This is a genomic window from Lacrimispora sp. YZC11, assembly GCF_057543815.1.
Genome location: NZ_BAAJYQ010000006.1, coordinates 1230348 through 1250211 on the forward strand (window position 1 = coordinate 1230348; position 19864 = coordinate 1250211).

Consider the following 19864-nt stretch of genomic DNA (forward strand, 5'->3'; position numbering starts at 1 on the left):
TGGAATCCGAAGGATTCCATCGCTCACAGGCATTCGCCCTATGAATCAGGGCACGAGAAAATTTTCTTATGTGCAAGCACAACGAAAATTTTCTCGTGCCCTGATTCGCACCGCTCATAGCATTCTTGAACATTATACCAAATCCCCCCCATCATTTCAATACTTTCCCCCCGGTCATGGTGTGCAAAATCTCCAGAGAGTGAAATTCCCGGTCTACATAGCGTTTCTTATTGATTTCTACGCAGCGGCTGAATTCCTCCAGCACGGGTTCTGTTAAGGTAAAGGTATATAGGTGCTCTGCGGGTGAAGCAATTACATATTCCCATGTATAACCTGCCGAATCACTGACGGAGCAGGGAGGGGCTTCCGTGTATTCGCCGTTTAACACCATTGCTTTCAGTTCAAAAACTCTCTGTACCAGTTCATTTTTAAGGGCCGGTTTTAACAGCGCCCGGATGGACTGGTAAAGAAGCTTTAAAAGCCCTGTTCCGTCCATATTCTCCCGGGCATAATAATCAGCCAGCTCCAGAAAGTAAGATCCATAACAGGTTCCTTCCATATCCAGGGCCAATGCTTCAAAATAATTGGTGATCTCCGCCGACCTAAGGGTATAGGAATCCCTGCCCTCATAAAGAGAAAACTGCCCGAAGGCAAAGGGGCGGCTTACCGCCAAAAACGGACTTCCCGGTCTTCTGGCCCCTCTGGCAAATACGGTGATCTTTCCTCTTTCCCTGGTGAGTATCACAAGACGCTTATCCATTTCTCCAACCGGGGACACTCTTATTACCATCCCCGTCATGGTTTCAACTTCCCTCAATTCCTACCACCACTTTTAAATGTCTTTTTCATTATATCCATAATTCTTCATAAACAGCTCGCTGTCACGCCATTCTTTCCGGACCTTGACCCAGAGCTGTAAATTTACCTTGGTATCCAGCAGGCCTTCAATTTCCCTGCGGGCAGAGCTTCCGATTTTTTTAAGCATGGCACCGCCTTTTCCAATGATGATTCCCTTATGGGATTCCCGCTCACAGATAATTTCGGCTTCAATATCAATGATGCCGTTTTCCCGCTCCTTCATCTTCTCAATCGTAACCGCGATTCCGTGGGGAATCTCATCATTTAAAAGACGAAGGGCCTTTTCCCTGATAAGCTCTGCAGAAATCTGACGCATAGGCTGGTCTGTGACCGTATCCTCATCGTAATACTGAGGCCCCTTTGGAAGATATTTATAAATTAGCTCCAACATCAGATCCGTATTTTTATCCTTTAAAGCGGAAACAGGCACGATCTCAGCAAACTGGCACACATCCTTGTAAGCGTTTATAAAGGTTAAGATTTCCTCCTGGTTTTTCACTGTATCAATTTTATTGATCACAAGGATCACAGGAGTTTTTACCTGGCTTAACTGCTCTGCAATATGCTGCTCCCCGGCCCCGATGTAGGTACTCGGCTCCACAAGCCATAGCACCACATCCACTTCCTTTAAGGTGCGCTCCGCGACACTTACCATATATTCGCCCAGTTTGTTTTTTGCCTTATGGATTCCGGGAGTATCAAGAAAAATAATCTGTCCTCTTTCATCCGTATAAACAGTCTGGATCCGGTTTCTGGTAGTCTGGGGCTTATCAGAAGTTATGGCAATCTTCTGGCCTATGAGATGATTCATCAGGGTGGACTTCCCAACGTTGGGACGCCCGATCAGGGTCACAAAGCCTGATTTTAAGTTGTTTTCCATATAGGTTCTCCTTAGTATTATGAGTGGAACAGGTTCTTTGTTTCCCCAAACAAATCCTTCTCAGCTCCGATTTTTTCTTCATTTCCAATAACGCAGAGACTTCCGGTATCCAAAACGGCTTTCACAAAAGAGGCAAGGCTGCGGATGTCTTCCTGGGCAGCGTTTAATACCTCTTCCCGCTCTTTTTCCATCATTTCCCGGTCAACGCCGGATAAATAGGCGGAAAGACCGCGGTTGCCTCTGGTGGACGGAGGGTAGGGCACATCCATGTCGCTGATAGTGCCGATGACGTACTTTGTCATATCCCGGTCCGTGGCCTGGAAGCTTTCCAAATAATCCACGATTCCGTCATAAATCCGGTTTGTTTCTCTTACGTTTGGATCCCGGTAGGAGGTAAAGTACCCTTCTCCCGAGCGCCCAAAGCCGCTCATGCAGCCATAGGCTCCTCCCTTGACTCTTAAATTGATCCACAGATAATCATAGCTTAAAATGACCTTTAATATTTTAAGAGCGCCGGTATATTCCTTGCCGCTTCCTGCAAAGGATCCGCATCTGGCCACGTAATTGACCTGGGAAGCCGTGCAGAAGCCCTCGTTCCTGTTTCCTGCCAAAAAAGTAAAGGGATAGCGCTTTCCTTCTCCTTCCGGCAGCAAGTCCGTAAGCTTTTTCAATGCCTCGGGAAGCAGTTTATATCCTTCTTCATCTGCCGTATAGCTGACCAGCATGTTTTGGGTGGTGAAAAGCTTTTCCATGACCGCTTTTAAACGGGTAATGATCTCCTTTTTATGGGACGGATATTCCTTTTCCAGATTCTCCAAAAATTCATAGTACCCGATTCCGCCGGTTAAATCGTTAAATGAAGAAGTGGCGGAATAATAAGAAGTGGCCCTGGCCACTGCTGCCGAATGACAGGAGCCTTCCAGCCTCATTCTGGCCCTTGACCTTGTTTCACTGATGATTTCACTTACCCGCTTTTCGTCATCCAAAATAGAACGGGTCAGGATCTCACCAAGAATGGAGAAACCAAAATCCAGCTTCTCATAAAGCACCCTGGCACTTGCCAGAAAAAAGCCTTTAAACTCTCCTTTATTCTTTAAGTCAGGATAAGAGGTCACACTAAAGCTGACGCCGCCGCTGTTTAAATGAATTTCACTGGTCAAATCCCCATAGGTGAAATTTTCCGTATTCACATAGCCAAGCAGGGATTTTAAAAATCCAACGTAAGGCAGATCCTCAACAGGAACTGCGGAAGTATCGAACAGGACCTTTAAATATCCGATTCCGGAGGTAGCCATCTCATGATGGATCACCTTCACGCCATGGGCCGTTTTTTCCTCCCATATGATTTCCTCCGCCTCTCTGCTTATATCTTCTCTTGACAGCATTGGAATCTTCTCCAGCGTCTCCTGGGGAGAAGGTGTTTCCTGGTATTCCTTTAAAGCACGGGTCTGTTCAGCCAGTTCACGAAGCTCCTCTTCCGTAAGGGAGGCTTTATAGGCTGCCAGCTTCTTCGCTTCTTTCTCATCTTCCATTGCTGTTAAGTTCTTTTTGGGGCTTACGGTCAAGACGGCCTCAAAAGGATTATCCAGAAGGTATTCCCTGATGAGCTGCTCAAAATATCCGTCATCCACCACTTTTTTCAGATAATCAAAGGTATCCTGGTATTCTAAGTGCATCATGGGATCCCCGTCGTAGAGCCAGCTGTCCATGCATTGAAGCCCATACATCAGGCCCTTTGGCGCTGAACCGTAATCCGCCTCCCGGTAACGGAATTCGTAATAGTTCATTCCGGCCTTTAAGCTCTTCCTGTTGATTCCCTCATCTGCAAGCTTTCTTAAGGTGCCTTTTACAACTGCGAGAAATTCCCCTCTCTGCTCCTTGTTTGCATTTTTGGCAACGACGGTAAAATAGGGCTGGAGAATACCGCTGTCATATCCGCCTAAAATGTCCTGGCCGATCCCGGCATCAATTAAAGCCTGCTTTAAGGGCGCGCCCGGCGCATCCAAGAGGGTATATTCCAGAATCTGGAATGCGATATAAAGCCTGGGATCCAGATCCGTCCCAACTGCCGTACTGATGGAAAGATAGGTGGCATTTTCCTCGGATTCCCCTTCGGTGATGGAATAGAAAGTCTCTCCCTCCACCGGATTTAAAAAAGGCTTCTGTCTTGGAATCCTGGAATCAATGGTTATTTCATCGTATTGGCTTAAGTATTCTTTATCAAGCCATACAAGCTTCTCTTCCATATCCATATCACCATATAGGTAAATATAGCTGTTGGAAGGATGATAATATCTCTTATGAAAGGCCAGAAAGTCTTTATAGGTCAGGTCCGGAATAAAGGCAGGATCCCCGCCTGATTCCTGGCCATAGCAGTTATCCGGGAAAAGAGTTTTCCTGGTGTAGCGGTCCAGCACTTCTTCCGGGGAAGAAAATGCTCCCTTCATCTCATTATATACCACTCCATTGTAAATCAGATCAGATTCCGGGTTTTCAAGCTCATAATGCCAGCCTTCCTGCATGAAAATCTTCGGTTCCCTGTAAATATTGGGATGAAGTACTGCATCCAGGTACACATTCATCAAATTCTGGAAATCCTTTTCATTGCAGCTGGCCACCGGATATACCGTTTTATCTGGATAGGTCATTGCATTTAAGAACGTGTTAAGAGATCCCTTTACCAGCTCCACAAACGGATCCTTCACCGGAAACTTATCTGACCCGCAGAGCACGCTGTGCTCCAGGATATGAGCAACTCCGGTGCTGTCTGACGGCGGTGTACGGAATCCGATGGAAAATACTTTGTTCTCATCATCACAGGATAAGAGGAATAGCCTGGCTCCGCTTTTTTTATGTCGGAGCACAGATCCTGATGCATTGATCTCTTTTATTGCCTTTTCTTCTACAACCTCATAGGCTGCAAGGTTTTTAAACTGATTCATTCTGTGTTTTTTCCTCCTGCATGTTCATATTTATTATACGTGAGTCCGCAGTGCAGCCAGCGAATCTTACAGATTCGCCGGCTCACGGGCATTTGCCCTATGAAATAGGCCATGACAAGATTTTCTTATGTGCAAGCACAACGAAAATCTTCTCCTGTCCTGTTTCGCACTGCTCATTACATTCGTGTAATTACATGTTGCCCACTAATTTGTCTTTTAATATAGCCGCGCACTCTCTGACGCAAAAGTGGACGAAAAGAATGGGGTCAGATTCACAGGATATGCCATAGATATCCGGTATTCCCCATTTTTTCCCAATCTGCAGAGCCCGGAATACATGAAAATCACTGGTGAGGACACCAATTTTAATTGGCTTATCCGGCACCTCTTCAAATGTTCCCGGCTCCATGAAAATCGGTTGATCCTGACGGCGGGCTTTCCTTTCCGCCTGATCTTCCTCAATGGCTACACGGCTGTATGCAATATTCTCGACCGTGCTGGTGGAGCGGGTCTCTAAGATCAGCTGCTTCTCTTTTACTCCGTTAAAGACCAGATAATCCCGCATGGCTGCGGCTTCGCTGACAGGTTCATCATCCCCCTGGCCGCCGGACAGCACCAGAATCGTGGACGGATTGTCATCCAAGTACTCCATGGCTTTATCCAGCCGTTTTTTTAAGGATTTGCTGATTCCTGTTTCCTTTACCCTGGCTCCCAGCACAATGACATAGTCCAGATTGGAAGTATCCCGGGCAGCAACTCCCGTAAATACCAGGATCTCCACTACCAGAAACACCAGAATTCCGGTACAGCACATGGTAATCACCGACACCGGAATCCACAAGGGAACCTTATCCTTATGTTTCACATAGGCTTCCCATCCCAACGGCAGCAATATGCATATGGCAGCAAATACAAGCCATATAAAAGAAATAGACGTGGTCAGACCTGAATAAAGAATGATCACAACATAATAAATAATGCAGGAAACGGCCATCAGCCAAAAAATTAATGCCATATGCCATCCTCCATTCTACACATTTTAAAGCCAGGTAAATTCTGGGCATAATTCCTTTATAGCATACCACAATATAGGAATTTCTACAACTGTCACTGAAATTATAGCGAATTCAGGTATGGATGCACCAGATGCTTTTATGATAAAACAGTAAAAGGCGGCCGACAAAAAGAAAAACAGTACCTGTCTTCTTTTGCCAGCCGCCCTTATCTCACATAAAAGGTCCTTTATTCCATATTCCCCGGGAATCTTGGAATTCCGTCAAATCCAACCTTTAAATCATCATCTGTCGGGATATAGTCTGTCATCACTCCGTCATGGAACTTCTCATATGCCATCATATCAAAATACCCTGTGCCTGTAAGGCCAAAGAGGATCGTCTTCTCTTCTCCTGTCTCTTTGCATTTCAGAGCCTCATCGATTGCCGCTTTAATCGCATGACTGCTCTCCGGCGCCGGGAGGATTCCTTCTACTCTCGCAAACTGTTCTGCTGCCTCAAACACAGCTGTCTGCTCTACAGAACGCGCTTCCATGTATCCGTCATGATAAAGCTGTGACAAGGTGGAACTCATCCCATGATACCGCAGGCCTCCTGCATGGTTTGCTGATGGAATAAATCCACTTCCCAGTGTATACATTTTTGCAAGCGGACAAACCATTCCGGTATCACAAAAATCATAAGCAAAAACGCCCCGTGTCAGGCTTGGGCAGGATGCGGGTTCTACAGCGATAAACCGGTAATCTGCTTCGCCCCTGAGTTTTTCACCCATAAACGGAGATATGAGTCCTCCCAGATTGGAGCCGCCGCCTGCACATCCGATGATAATATCAGGCTTAATTCCATATTTATCCATTGCAATCTTGGCCTCCATTCCAATCACCGACTGATGCAGCAGCACCTGGTTCAAAACGCTTCCAAGCACATATCGATATCCATCTGTATGTGTTGCCACTTCCACCGCCTCAGAAATGGCACATCCCAGACTTCCTGTGGTTCCGGGATGCTCAGCCAGGATCTTCCTTCCTACCTCTGTTTCCTCAGACGGAGATGGGGTCACGCTTGCTCCATAGGTGCGCATCACTTCTCTTCGGAAGGGTTTTTGTTCGTACGAACACTTAACCATATACACCTTGCAATCCAGCTCCAGATAAGAGCATGCCATGGAAAGGGCCGTTCCCCACTGCCCTGCCCCGGTCTCAGTAGTCACTCCCTTTAATCCCTGTTCCTTTGCGTAATAAGCCTGTGCAATAGCGGAATTCAGCTTATGGCTTCCGCTTGTATTATTGCCTTCAAATTTGTAATAAATTTTAGCCGGAGTCTTAAGCTTTTCTTCCAGACAGTATGCTCTTACTAACGGTGCCGGACGGTACATTTTATAAAAGTCAAGTATCTTTTCCGGAATTTCTATAAAACGATTATCATTATCCAGCTCTTGTTTTACCAGTTCCTTACAAAATACAGTTCCAAGTTCTTCCTCTGACATTGGATTTAAGGTCCCCGGATTTAGAAGGGGAGCTGGCTTATTCTTCATGTCGGCACGTACATTGTACCACGCTCTTGGCATCTCGCTTTCTTCCAGATAAATTTTGTAGGGAATCTTTTTTTCACTCATGCAAAATCTCCTTTCCTCTTTCCTGCCCATGGTTTTTGGGCATAATGGTATACCCGTAGGGTGTTTCCTCTTTCCTGCCCATGGTTTTTGGGCATAATGGTATGCCTGTAAGGCATTCTTTTTTCCGGGATAAGTAGATTTTTATAATAAAAATACTCTTATCCCTCACAATAAATTATTGCAGGGACAAGAGTATGAATCGTCAAAACTCCTGCGGTGCCACCCGGCTTGATGCATCCATCTGGCGCATCCTCTCACGCATACTGACATATGCTGACTTTTATAACGGAGTTTACTCTCCGGCTTACCTACTTACCATTCAGTTCGCCCTCAGAAGCCCATTTCCAACTGCCTTTCCCTGCCGCAATTCCACCGTCTGCAGCTCTCTGTGTGGTAAGTACAACGGTACTTGCTCTTCCTCAAAGGTTTAAAAAAACTCTATCACGGGAAGTGTTAATTGTCAATCATTTATACTAGAGTTTTTCGCAGATTCATCCACTTTATTTCTTTCGTCTGGCTTCCTGTTCCTAACGCCATTTTTCCATTTCTCCCTACATAAAAGACTGAAATGTTTCAAAGAAGTCATCCGTCCATGGAATATTCACGTAATCTTCATTGATGTTGCGCTTAAACAAACTTGGGTACTTTTTAATTAATTCTTTTTTATCCCTGTCCAGTTTAAAGAGATGCTTTTGCAGCACGTACAGCATTGCTTTGGTATCCCTTGTCTGCAGAGCGAGTATGATCTCCTCATGCTGTGCAACAATTTCTTTTACGTTCTGCATTTCCCGGCAACTGAGAAGCCGTATTCTCCTGAAATGGCCTCCAACGTTATTGAGGGTCTGATAACTGAAAAGGCGGTCTGTTACCCGGTAAAATATCTTATGGAACTCGTCATCCATATGCAAAAACTTCCGTACATCACCATTGCCCGTCTCGGCAAAGGCTTTCTGCTCCATCAGGTTGTTCTGTAATTCCACTAAATCCGTAGGAGTATGGCATGCCATAAACAGTTTCATGACCTCCTCTTCTACGGCAAGCCTTAGAAAACGCTCCTGTTCCACTCTATCTAAATCTATCTTGGACACCCTTGTTCCTCTCTGCGGGAGAAGGGTCACCAAGTCTTCCTGTTCAAGCCTGATGAGCGCGTCTCTGACCGGAGTACGCCCAATGTTTAATAAATCACAAATATCCCTGATACTTAGGTTGATTCCCGGTCTTAAATGAAGATCCAGGATTTTCTCACGGAGAAGCTGATACGCATTGTTGTTATCTGTGCTTTCTCCCTGACGGGAAGCCTCCTCCTGGCCGTCAGCGGAAGACGATATGGTTCCATTATATACTTCCAACTTTGAACCTCCTTTTATTATTGACCATATTTTTTCTATCATCGCCATTTTCCAACAATAAAATAATCATATTCCATTTTATAGGATAGAGGAGAAAAAATCAATAGAACAAACACCCGTCTTAATTAATAAACACATTTCATATAAGCAGGGAGAATAGGATATCCCGCTCATTATTTTAGAAAAATGAATGGCTCCCACCTCTCCTGCCCCGTCAAGACCTCTGGACCTTGGAAACAGATTCCATACCGGCCTTTTTAACATTTTGCTGCGGGTATAGATCCCCGGTGTGTTTTCTTCCATCCAGTGAAAAATTTCATGGAACAGGACAGCTTCTTCCAGTGCTTCCTCCCGGATTATTTCCGATAAATTATATTCTTTTATAAAACCTCTTATTGCGTTTAAGGTACTATCATTTAAAATGACAGTACCTTCTTCCGGCTCAAATATTCCCATATATAAAAATGGCTTTCTCAATTCTTCTTTTGTTCTTTTTATGGATAATCCCATGGTACCGGCCAGAGAAACGCCGGAAACTGTCCCATAGCCTTTTTTTAACTCTGACGCATATTTTTCTGCCGTTTGCATGGAGTAAAACAGAATTTCCTGTTCTTCCTCTTTTGACAGTTCACAGGAAGCCGGGTGATTTTTCAGCACCCGGCTATACCATTTTACATCGTGGGCAGCAGCAATTTTTTCTATCAGCTCTCGCATACACACCATCTTTTACAGCTCGTTGCGCGCCAGGACCAGGATGATTTTTGCATCCTCTTTTATATCAATAAGCTCAACCCCGGCTAATCCTGATACCTGATCCAAGGCCGGAATTCCGGAATAATCGATAACCCTGGATTCTGCGGCAATATAGCAATCCGGATTGATCCTGACTTCACTTGAAAAGTTGCTTGCCTTATCCCAGGCAAGTTTCAAATCCTCATTGAGCCTGGATTTTGTTGTTACCAGCACCGTACCATTGGACCTTTGCACTTTCACAAAGCCTTTTTTATCTATCACTCTAACGGAAGTTTTCCCATCTTTTTCTGCAGTTACCACAAATATAGAACCATTGCTTCCTGCCATCTTCATCTTTGACCGTTCCAGGCCAATGGATTCCGCCGCAATTTGAAGCGCCTCTTCCTCATCACAATTCTTCATTAAGTCCGTGGTCTTAACTTCCGTAGACCCCATGGCGATGGCCGTAACCTTCTGGGCCTGCTCATCAATTTCCACATAGACTTCAATGCTGTCTTCCACTGCACCGCTGTTCATTGCCAAAGCTTTTGCTTCTTTCTTAAGGGCCGCAATATCTTCTGCAGTTGGATTGGGAATGGTCCGTTCTACCATTTCCCTGACCATGGCCAGCGCCACGCCGATAGAAGAAATAACCTCGGCATTTACCGGTATCTGGTATTTAAAATTCATTTCATTGGCCGTAAAGGTCAACAGTGTTCCGGCACCGCCTCCGGCGCCTACCAGTACGATCTGTTCTCTTTCAATTTTATATTTATCGATCAGGTCTTCAATGACGGGTTTGATTTTATCACAAGCCTTTTGAAGCACCGCCCTTGCCGTATCTTCAATGGACATGCCCACTTCATCAGCCAGAAGCTGCATGGCTTTACAGCTGGATTCGTAATTGCCCATTGCATAATCCCCGTCTTCCAGGATTCCCAGTACATTGGCTGCGCAGGTATTTGTGATGGTTACGCTTTCACCATTCTTTAAGCGGATTGCCACATAGTCACTTGGGTCATTTTCACGAGGCCTGATGTAATATAATTCTGCCCCTTCAAAAAGCGCCGTCTCTGTAAAACAGGCATATCCCATATCAGCAATATGTGCGGAACGTGGGCCCACATCAATGATCGCGCCCTTTTTCGCCCGTATCATGCTTCCGCCGGCAACACCAAGTACCCGGACATCCAGACTGTTTACGTAAGTTCTGTGTCCGCCGATAATGGAATAATCCACTGCCGGACGGCCGTTTTTGATCACTCCGATATTGGTAGAGGTTCCGCCGACCTCAAAATAAATGCCGTTGGAGGCCCGCAGATACATAAGGGCCCCGATCACGCTGGCCGCAGGTCCTGAGAGCATGGTAAGGATAGGACGCTTTTTCATTTCGTTGATTTCCATGACTCCGCCGTCACCACGCATGATCATAAGGGGTACCGTTACCTTTGCGGCACGTACGCTCCGCTCCGTGGAGTTGGCCGTATCCAGCATTTTGGGCAGGATAGACGCATTTAAGCAGGCGGTGCGGGTACGGGTCGTTAAGCCATAGAGTTTTGTAATATCAGAAGCCACTGTGCAGGGGATTCCCTGACCTTCCGCAATCTCTGCAACCATGCGCTCTTCTTTCATATTATCCACGCCAAATGCCTTGCTTGCCACAATCACCTTATCTCCCTGATCTGTCATCTTTTTGATCACAGATGATACGCTATCCGGGGTCATGTCCTTGGTTTTCATAAAACTATGGTCAATATTAATCCACTTTCCGGTGCCCAAATCAATGTCCTTGATTTTTGTCTGGCGTTTTGTAAAGAATGCCTCCAGACCGCCACCGCTCATTCCGATCACTCCGACTCTGGCCACATCTCCTTCCAGCAAAGCATTGGTAGCCTGAGTGGTACTGTGAGCAATAAAAATTACTTCCTCCGGTTTAATATCGTTCTCAGAAAGGCATTTCTTAAATGCTTCCACAACACCTGCTGCCACGCCGTTTTCGTCGTGGTGGGTTGTCATTACCGATCCTTTTCCCACAATTTCGTTTGTGCTGTTGTCAATCGCTACGGCCTTTGTGTGGGTTCCGCCCACATCAATGCCAATTCTTATTGCTCTGTTGCTCATTCGTTGTCCTCCATCTAAAACGGACAAGGGCATACAGACATTTTGTATGCCCCTGTCTGTGAAACTTTTTCATCTGCCAAAGCTGAGAATTAAACCATTCTTCCTATCGTGAAGTAAATAAGGATTTCAATGGCAATGAGGCTCGCCCAGGCCCAGGGCAGATTGGTTTTTATGTACTGTTTGGGTTCTACCTTTGCATAGCTTAAGCCCCACATGGTCCAGGACTGGGTAGGACATGCACTTGCTACGATAGCAACCGGAGGGATTAAGAAAATAGCATACAGGAAATGGGGATTAAATGCCCCCGTTGCATTTAAGATCGAATACAGTGCTATACCGGAACCCCAGATCATTAACGGTCCGCGGAACAATGCCAGAGGCGCCAGGATGCAGAATGCAACCAGAACCACGATTTCGGATCTGGGAACAACATCCCCAAGCAAGGTCTGGAGATAAGGCACAACCTTGGTAGCGGCTCCCTGGAAAATATTTACGCTGTAAAGCATACCGATCAAAAGTCCGCTGTCTGCAACTCCATCATATAACGTCTTCTGGGTCTTATCCACCGCAGTCTTGTAAGTCCTTAAATTCCGTGTAAATAAAAGTCCTATAAAGCTTCCTAACAGGAAGGCGGGAACCGGCTGCCATTTAAAAATGCCTACCATTGCAATGGGTACAAAAGGTACGATGAAGCAATACCAGCCAAGTGGTCTTTCCTCGTAGCTTTCCTGGAAGCCGGCTTCCCAGGCCCGTCTTCTTCCCCTTTTACTGTTCTTGAAATGATGGTACACGACAAACGCGATCATAATGACCATGTGAATGGCAGTTGCCATCAGGGCAAAACGAATGTAGTTGTCATTATAGGAAGCCACCTCTTCCCCGAATACCTTTTCAAACTGGCTCACATAAGCAATATTTAAGTACATTCCGCCGGCTACTGACAGCATATAGGCGCCTAAAGCCGCTCTTTTTTCCACTCCCATGGAAAACAGAATGGGAAGTACAATCATACCGATTGCCATAACGGAACCTACACCAAAAACGCTGGTAAAAAGCAGATTGCAGGTGATGCACAGCAGCAATGTAGTCACCAAAGGTCTGTCGCCCGCAAACTCTACGGTCTTCTTAATGATATAGCCGGCAATTCCCGTATCCACCAGGATACGTCCAAACCATGCACCAAAGATAATGATTGCTATGGTTTTTCCATAATCATCAAGGGGTTTTTGGAATACATCGCTTACCACCTCATTGATCGGCACACGTCCAATTACACACCATAAAACGGCTGTGGCAATAAATCCGATCAATAGATTTCCGCCTTTCATGCAGTACACTACCAGCCCCACAAAGACCAGCAGCAGCAGTATGCCAGTAATAATGTCAAGCATAGTTTCTCTCTCCTTTTTCATTGTAATTTTTAGCAGCTTCATACCTGTTTCCGGATTTGTTACTTGGTACTGCAACTAAAATTTCATCTGATATATCAGTTATCAGATATAATATATCACATAAAAAGTAGAGATACTATATGCATTATTTATAAAAAATAAATAATTTTTTATAAATAATACACATTTAAGGAGTGTCCAACCAGCCAAAAGAAAAGATAGGATAATAAGTATGCCGCCATGAATCTAAAAAAGCTGGCAAAGTGGAGGTGCAAAGACTTCCACATTGCCAGCAATTGTCTGATTTAATTTCCTGATGCGCGTTCTGCCGGCCTAGAGCATTACTTCCATAGCGGCAAATCGCTGCTTCACATAACCAAGGCTTTCCACATAGGCCTTATCCCCTTCCAGGTGTTCGATAATCAAAGGCATATCCGGATCGGCCTCCTGCGCAAGGCAAACGTACTTTTCCAAGTTTAAGCCGCCTTTTCCGCAGCCTGTTTCACTAAATTGCAGGGTAAATTCCTGTTTCAGAGCCACATCCTTTAAATGGCAGCTTTTAATATAAGGCCCTAGCTTGGAAAAGCACTCTTCCATAAAATCCTCATTGTTAAAATACCGTTCCAATGTGGTGATCCAGTTAAACACATCCATATGTACGGCAAAATGCTCCCTGTCCACATCTTTGATCAGGCGGAGGTACTCATCCGGACCCATAGGATACATCCAGGGCATAGGCTCAATGGTGTAATAGGTATGCTCCGGCTTCCCCTCATCAATGATTTCCTGAATGCTTTTCACCACAAGACCCCAGGTTTCTTCCGTCAAATTCTCTTTATAAGGCCCGTCCCAGCGTTCTCCCCTGGAGCCTGATACATTGACGCAGCACTTGGCGCCAATCCGGTCCGCCAGCTTAAGCTGTTCCTTACACCGGAAAAGGGCTGCTTCCCTTACTTCCTTATCCGGAGAGATGGGGTTGCACCAGGCTCCCACTTCCGCAATTACAAGACCGTTCTCTCTTGCAGCTTCCGCATATTCTTGTATCAGCGCTTCCCCGTGGCTGTAATCCAGCGGAAAGTTCACGCAGCCACAGCCCAATCCCTTAAGCTTCCGGGCCCATTCCTGTGGGGTTTTATGTTCCAGAGAGCTGGAAAGTCCCAATTTCATATGCGTTTTCCTCCTGTTACTTATCGCTTTCCAAAAGTTCCACAATACATTTTAAATCTTTGTAAGCATTCATATAGGTATATCTTCCGCTGGCGTCCCCGTATTCACCTTTTTGTTCCAAAGTCATGCCAAAATCCTCGCAGCGCTTTACCGCTTCCTGCATTTTCATTCCTTGGATCTGAAAGGCTACGTGGTGGATTCCCTCCCCCTTTTCATTTAACGCATTTCTCCATGTAGAGGGCGCTTCATTGGGCTGGATCAGTTCAAGCTGCAAACCGGGGCCTACGTCAAAAAATGCTAATAGGCTGTTGGCCTCCGGCGCTGGCTGGCCCATAAATTCCGTCTGTGTAATCCCATATTCTCCGCACAGAGTGGCTTCCGGTTCCTCCACTCCTAAAAACTGAGCCCATTTCTTCTTTGCCTCGTTAATGTCCTTTACAATAAATCCTACCTGGCAAACCAGTTCTGTTCCTACTGCTCCGTTCATGATTCTTCCTCTTTTCCGCCTATTTTCATTGGGCAAGACCCACTCCGTGTTTACAGGGTGTAAAGCATGCCCCCATGGCGTACCTTTCTTTCTTATTTTTGTGTAATGATCAAACCATCTACCCCCATGGCAAGAGGCAGCGGCCTTTCACAAGACGTCTTCATCTCATAAACCTTCTTCGTTTCCGCCGACTCCATCATCCCCGTAATAGCCTCAACCACATGGCAAGCCATTTCCGCATTCACCCTGGGTCTGTGGCCTTCTGCCACCGCACATGCCAAATCAAATACTCCGCTGCCCCTGGTATAATCTCCGATATGGGGATACAGCTCCGGAATCTCCACGCTGACCCCCAGCTTTTCCCTGGTCTGAATGCTGTCGTCGTACAGCGGGTCAAGGGTGCGCTCCTTCCGGTAAACCCTGGGCTTTCCTCCGGACATGTTGGGGTCCGGAACCTCTAAGGTGCCTTCCGTCCCGTAAATTTCCATTTTGGGCAGGCTGGAATGCCAGATATCAAAGCTCAAATTCAGGCTTACAATCACCCCTGACGAAAGTCTGGCAACTCCCGAATAATGGGTAGGCGTTTCTACGGAAATCTGATTCCCTGCACGAGGGCCTGCATAAATATTTCTTTCTAAAAAGCCTGTGGCACAAAAGGCGCTGACGGATTTCACCGGTCCCAAAAGGGCGGCAAGGGCGGTAAAGTAATAGGGCCCCATATCATAGAGAGGTCCTGCTCCCTTCCTGTAAAAATGCTCCGGCGCAGGGTGCCAGGTTTCCACCCCTATGGAAGTCATATTAGCGCTTGCATAAAGAGGTGTTCCAATCCACCCGTCGTCTAATAGCTTTCGGCAGGTCTGTAAGGAGGAGCCTAAAAAGGTGTCCGGTGCACTGCCGATTAACAGGTTTTTCTCTTTTGCAAGGTTCATGACCTCCTTTGCTTCTTCCACCGTAAGGGCAAAGGGCTTTTCGCAGAATACGTGCTTGCCTGCTTTCAGGATCTTACTGTTTAACTCTCCATGAAGCTGAGGCGGTGTCAAATTGACGATCAGCTCCACTTCCTCCATTGCCAGCAGTTCTTCCGGCGTACAGCCTGCGGGGATTCCGTATTTTTCAGCATGGGCCTTTGCAAGCCCTGGATTTACGTCTGCACAGGCCGCTATATGAAGGTTTTTGTAAAACCGTTTCATATCCCGGATATAGGTGTTGCTGATCACGCCGCAGCCCAGGATTCCCACATTTACCTTTCTCATATAGACTCAACAATCCTCCTTTCCCTATGGAGCCTAATAAGGCATCAGCTCCCCTTTGTAATTGATAAACGGAACTTCCATATCCGGAACTCTCGTTTTCCTTTCCAGAATGTCTATAATACTTAACGCTGGCAGGGAAGGCGGGATCTGGGCATTTTCCTTCCCCATCACCGTATCCATGCGGCCTGGATGAACCATATATACCCGTATGTGCTTATCTGCCTTTTCCTCCGCTAAATAATTACGGATTTTCTGGGTATACATGTTTAAAGCGTGCTTGGAAACGGAATAGGCCAGATAGTTGTAGCCATGGGGGCTTAAATGCCCAGCTTCCGAGCTGATATTCATAATACAGGCGTCCCCGGAATCGTAAATCAGGCCGATAAAGTATTTGAGCACAAGGGCCTGGCCTGTTACGTTCACCTCCAGGGTTTCCCGAAACCTTCCTATGTCCAGATCCTCTATGGCGTCCCCCGGCATCTTCATTTTCTCAAACAGCACTCCGGCGTTGTTTACCAGAAAATCTATGTATCCGTATTGACGCCTGACCGCCTGTGCCGCCCTCTTTATCTCCTCCTCGTCCGTAACATCCATGGAAAGGACGAAAAGCCTGTCCCCGTACTGCTCTTTTAAGCGGAGCAAGTCCCCGCTTCCATTTCCCTTAAAGCCCTTGCGGCAGGCGGCAATCATGGTATGCCCCCGTAAAAGCCCTTCCTTCACCAGCTCATAGCCAAGTCCCCGGCTGGCTCCTGTTATCAGTCCAATCATAGAAACCTCCTAATAGTCGGATTCCCCGAAGCGGAACACTTTAAAAAGCACCAGAATAACACCAAGGGCGATCAGAAGCAGAATCCAGGCCATGGCCGAGGCGTAGCCCATCTTAAAATAGGAAAATGCATTCTGATACAAGTACAGAGAGTAAAACATCGTCGAGTTGTCCGGCCCTCCGTTGGTCATGATGTAAGGCTCCGCAAACCACTGGAACACGTTAATAATCAGCGTCACCACATTGTAAAGGATGGTGGAGCGCAAAAGCGGTATGGTAACAAATAAGGTCTGGCTGAAAAATCCGGCTCCGTCTAAGGAGGCTGATTCATAAAGGCTTACAGGAATATCCTGAAGACCGGCTAAGTAAATGATAATTGCATTTCCGCAGGTCCATATCATCATGACAATCAGCGCAGGCTTGGACCAGAAAATACTGGAGAGCCAGCCCGGCCCACGTATTCCGATATAGCCTAGGAGCCTGTTGATAATTCCCGTTTCCGGCTGCATAACCCAGATCCACAGCAGGGAAGCCACAACGGTCGGTACCAGGGTAGGAATAAAAAACACCACCCGGAAGGGTCCCGTAACCTTTAGTTCCTTATGATTCATAATAATGGAAATTCCTACCGCAGTAATGGTGGTAATGGGAACTCCAAACAGTACCATATAAAAAGTATTACTTAATGCCTTTAAAAATGTTTTATCCTGAAACATGGTCTTGTAGTTGTCAAGCCCAACAAAAACCGGAGCCTTAATTACCTGGTACTCACACATAGAATAATATAAGGAGGAACAGATGGGAAATAAGGTAAACACCAAAAATCCCACCAGCCACGGAGAAATAAACAGCAGTCCGTAAATCAGTTCTCTTTTTCTAATTGTCATTTTTTTCACATTCATTCCTCCTTACCCTTTGATTCCGGACATTGCGATGCCCTGGATAAAGTACTTCTGCATTACGAAAAACAAAACAAGTACAGGCAGAACCATAACAGTACCCAAAGCTAACAGCACGCTCCAGTTTGGGTCTAAATTAGACTTCAACATGGAAGCCGCTAAGGACAGGGTATAGAGCTGGTCCCTTCCCAAAAATACCAGCGGGCCTAAAAAATCATTCCAGGACCGGATAAAAGCAAAAATCGAAACAGTCGTCAGAACCGGCTTTGCAACAGGAATCACCAGCCTCCAGAAAATCGTTAGCTCCCCTGCCCCATCAATGCGGGCCGCCTCGGAAATATCCTGGGGAATTCCGGTAAAGAACTGGCGCAGAAGGAAGATGAAAAAAGGATTTCCGAAAAAGCAGGTCACAGTAAGAGGCAGAAAGGTTCCAACCCACCTCATTTTGGTAAACATGAGAAACAAGGGAACCAGCGTAACCTGTGAAGGCAGGATCATCGTTACCAGCACCAGGACAAACACCTTGTCCCTGCCGGGCCAGCGCAGCCTGGAAAAGCCGTAGGCCGTTAAGGAGCAGGAAATCAGGGACCCGACAATATTAAAGAATACGATAACCATTGTATTTTTAAAATACAAAAGAAATGGAATGGATCGGAACATGTTTACGAAGTTGTCCGGTGTGAAACGATCCGGCAGCCATTTAAAAGGTACCCGGAACAATTCGCTCTGGGCTTTAAAGGCGCCCATGAATAAATAAAAAACAGGCAGGACAAACAACACGCCTAAGACAATCAGGAATGCATATAGAAAAACCACTTCCAGACTGGGCAGGGCCTGCTTTGTCTTTCCTTTCGCTCTTGCCATTTTACTTCTCCTTTCCTTATTCCTGCCCATGTACTTTGGGCATAGAGGGATACCCTTACTGGCTGTTGTCAAGCTGCGCCTGGTATTTCTCCTGCAGCTTTCCTAATTCTCCTTCAATGTCCTGGATATTTCCGTAAATTACTCCTTCCCGGAAGGTGATAAGTACCTGGGAGAGCTCTGCGGAAACGGCGCACATGGCTGGAATTCCGTTTTTCGGCGAATTGGCTATCTTTCTTTCCAGGGCGTACATTTCATCCCCGTTTTTCGTTAAGCTTATGTTGTCAAATTCCTTGTCGCTGGTTGGAATGCTTCTCCACTGGGCAAAGTTGTCCTCGTTTACGGCTCCTGACATACAGAATTTGATAAATAAGGTGGCAAGCTCCGGATTCTTAGAGCCTTTCGGAATTGCAAATACATTGGTTCCGAAGGGGGTGCTGTCCGCCCGTCCGCCTTCCGGCACAGGCACGCTGCACACACGGAAATTGATATCAGGTGCATAAACCCGAAGGGCGTTGGAGAACCAGTTTCCGGTAATGGTCATAGCGACCTTTCCCGTCATAAAGGCGTGGTCCGGGGAGAACATTCCTCCAAGGCCGGAGGTAAAGGACGAGATCCGCTCCGGGTCGTACTTTTCCCCATAAGCCTGAAGCCATTCCATGCTGGCAACCATCTCCGGAGAAGTTAAGTTTAATTGGTTGGTTTTTGCATCATATACGTTTGCCCCAAAGAAGAATGGCAGGGTGAAAGCGTCGCTCTTTAAATCCAGCCACGGGATTAAGCCAAACCTCTGATAGCTCCCATCCTCATTCTGTATGGTCATAGCCTCCGCCCAGGCGTCTAACTCCTCTAAAGTCCTGGGAGGATTATCCACATCAAGCCCTGCCTCCGCAGCAATGTCCGGATTGTAATAAAGCAATATGACATTGGTATCCTGAGGGATTAAGTAAGGTTCATTTTTATAATAAATAATATCCTTGCAGCCCTCAAAAAAGCTGTCTACGTCCAGGCCAACCTGATTTAAATAGGTTTCCAGCATCTCAAAGCTTCCGTTGGCCGCATAGGAATAAGCGGATACCGCTCTGTCACAGACAATCAGATCCGGTGCCTGACCTCCGGCAATGGCGGACAACAGCTTTCCATTATCTATTCCCGCTCCTTCTGGTACAAACTGCACATTGCATTTGATTCCCTTGTCAGCATAAAGCTCGTTAAATGCATCTACCCGGCTTTGATCCCATACCTTAGAATCTCCGGTAAAACCGGACCAGTATGTAAATTCTCCGGTCAAATCTGTATCCTCTACTTCAATCCCCAACTCCTTCAGCCTGTCCGCCGAGGTCTTAACGGACTCCTGAGCTTTCTTTACATCCTCGCTTATGGTCTGGCTTTCCTGGGCCTGGGCCGCCTGGGATCCTCCTGCCTGTGGGCCTCCGGTTGATGAGCTGCCGCACCCTGCCAATGCTCCTGCTGCCGTCACAAAGGCCAGCAAGCCTGCTGTTAATCTTCTTCTCATACCTTTCTCCTTTC

16 protein-coding genes are annotated in these 19864 nt (G+C 46.4%); all 16 read right to left on the reverse strand.

Annotated elements, in window-relative coordinates; genetic code table 11:
- Nucleotides 1-151 precede the first annotated feature (151 nt).
- The 16 genes from recO to AC27IJ_RS12000 all read right to left on the reverse strand — a co-directional run bounded on the left by recO (nucleotide 152) and on the right by AC27IJ_RS12000 (nucleotide 19850).
- Nucleotides 152-817: a DNA repair protein RecO gene (gene recO / locus AC27IJ_RS11925; protein ID WP_487148996.1), complete on the reverse strand. Its 666-nt coding sequence runs from the start codon at nucleotides 815-817 to the stop codon at nucleotides 152-154.
- 15 nt (nucleotides 818-832) lie between these two features.
- Entirely contained in the window at nucleotides 833-1738 is a 906-nt protein-coding gene (era, locus tag AC27IJ_RS11930) for a GTPase Era (RefSeq protein ID WP_312442481.1), read from the reverse strand.
- 17 nt (nucleotides 1739-1755) lie between these two features.
- Entirely contained in the window at nucleotides 1756-4680 is a 2925-nt protein-coding gene (locus tag AC27IJ_RS11935; RefSeq protein ID WP_487148997.1) for an insulinase family protein, read from the reverse strand.
- A gap of 190 nt (nucleotides 4681-4870) precedes the next feature.
- Nucleotides 4871-5695, reverse strand: a complete 825-nt coding sequence (locus AC27IJ_RS11940; RefSeq protein WP_312442479.1) for a YdcF family protein — start codon at nucleotides 5693-5695, stop codon at nucleotides 4871-4873.
- 227 nt (nucleotides 5696-5922) lie between these two features.
- Entirely contained in the window at nucleotides 5923-7308 is a 1386-nt protein-coding gene (locus tag AC27IJ_RS11945) for a TrpB-like pyridoxal phosphate-dependent enzyme (RefSeq protein ID WP_312442477.1), read from the reverse strand.
- Between the two features lie 551 nt (nucleotides 7309-7859).
- Entirely contained in the window at nucleotides 7860-8657 is a 798-nt protein-coding gene (locus tag AC27IJ_RS11950) for a GntR family transcriptional regulator (protein ID WP_312442475.1), read from the reverse strand.
- A gap of 78 nt (nucleotides 8658-8735) precedes the next feature.
- Nucleotides 8736-9371, reverse strand: a complete 636-nt coding sequence (locus AC27IJ_RS11955) for a hypothetical protein (RefSeq protein ID WP_312442474.1) — start codon at nucleotides 9369-9371, stop codon at nucleotides 8736-8738.
- Between the two features lie 12 nt (nucleotides 9372-9383).
- Complete coding sequence (locus AC27IJ_RS11960) at nucleotides 9384-11510, reverse strand: hydantoinase/oxoprolinase family protein (RefSeq protein ID WP_312442473.1); 2127 nt, start codon at nucleotides 11508-11510, stop codon at nucleotides 9384-9386.
- An 89-nt stretch (nucleotides 11511-11599) separates the two neighbouring features.
- Complete coding sequence (locus AC27IJ_RS11965; protein ID WP_312442471.1) at nucleotides 11600-12901, reverse strand: citrate transporter; 1302 nt, start codon at nucleotides 12899-12901, stop codon at nucleotides 11600-11602.
- Between the two features lie 333 nt (nucleotides 12902-13234).
- The gene (locus AC27IJ_RS11970) at nucleotides 13235-14068 is read right to left on the reverse strand and encodes a sugar phosphate isomerase/epimerase family protein (RefSeq protein ID WP_487148998.1); all 834 of its coding nucleotides are present in this window, start codon (nucleotides 14066-14068) and stop codon (nucleotides 13235-13237) included.
- 16 nt (nucleotides 14069-14084) lie between these two features.
- The gene (locus AC27IJ_RS11975) at nucleotides 14085-14555 is read right to left on the reverse strand and encodes a VOC family protein (RefSeq protein WP_312500563.1); all 471 of its coding nucleotides are present in this window, start codon (nucleotides 14553-14555) and stop codon (nucleotides 14085-14087) included.
- Nucleotides 14556-14647: 92 nt separating this feature from the next.
- A complete protein-coding gene (locus AC27IJ_RS11980; protein ID WP_312442466.1) occupies nucleotides 14648-15808 on the reverse strand; it encodes a Gfo/Idh/MocA family protein in 1161 nt (386 codons plus the stop codon).
- A gap of 33 nt (nucleotides 15809-15841) precedes the next feature.
- Nucleotides 15842-16576: an SDR family NAD(P)-dependent oxidoreductase gene (locus AC27IJ_RS11985; RefSeq protein ID WP_312442465.1), complete on the reverse strand. Its 735-nt coding sequence runs from the start codon at nucleotides 16574-16576 to the stop codon at nucleotides 15842-15844.
- Nucleotides 16577-16585: 9 nt separating this feature from the next.
- A complete protein-coding gene (locus tag AC27IJ_RS11990) occupies nucleotides 16586-17476 on the reverse strand; it encodes a carbohydrate ABC transporter permease (protein ID WP_487149000.1) in 891 nt (296 codons plus the stop codon).
- Between the two features lie 6 nt (nucleotides 17477-17482).
- Nucleotides 17483-18337: a carbohydrate ABC transporter permease gene (locus AC27IJ_RS11995; RefSeq protein ID WP_312442463.1), complete on the reverse strand. Its 855-nt coding sequence runs from the start codon at nucleotides 18335-18337 to the stop codon at nucleotides 17483-17485.
- Between the two features lie 55 nt (nucleotides 18338-18392).
- Nucleotides 18393-19850: an extracellular solute-binding protein gene (locus AC27IJ_RS12000; protein ID WP_487149003.1), complete on the reverse strand. Its 1458-nt coding sequence runs from the start codon at nucleotides 19848-19850 to the stop codon at nucleotides 18393-18395.
- Between the last annotated feature and the right edge of the window lie 14 nt (nucleotides 19851-19864).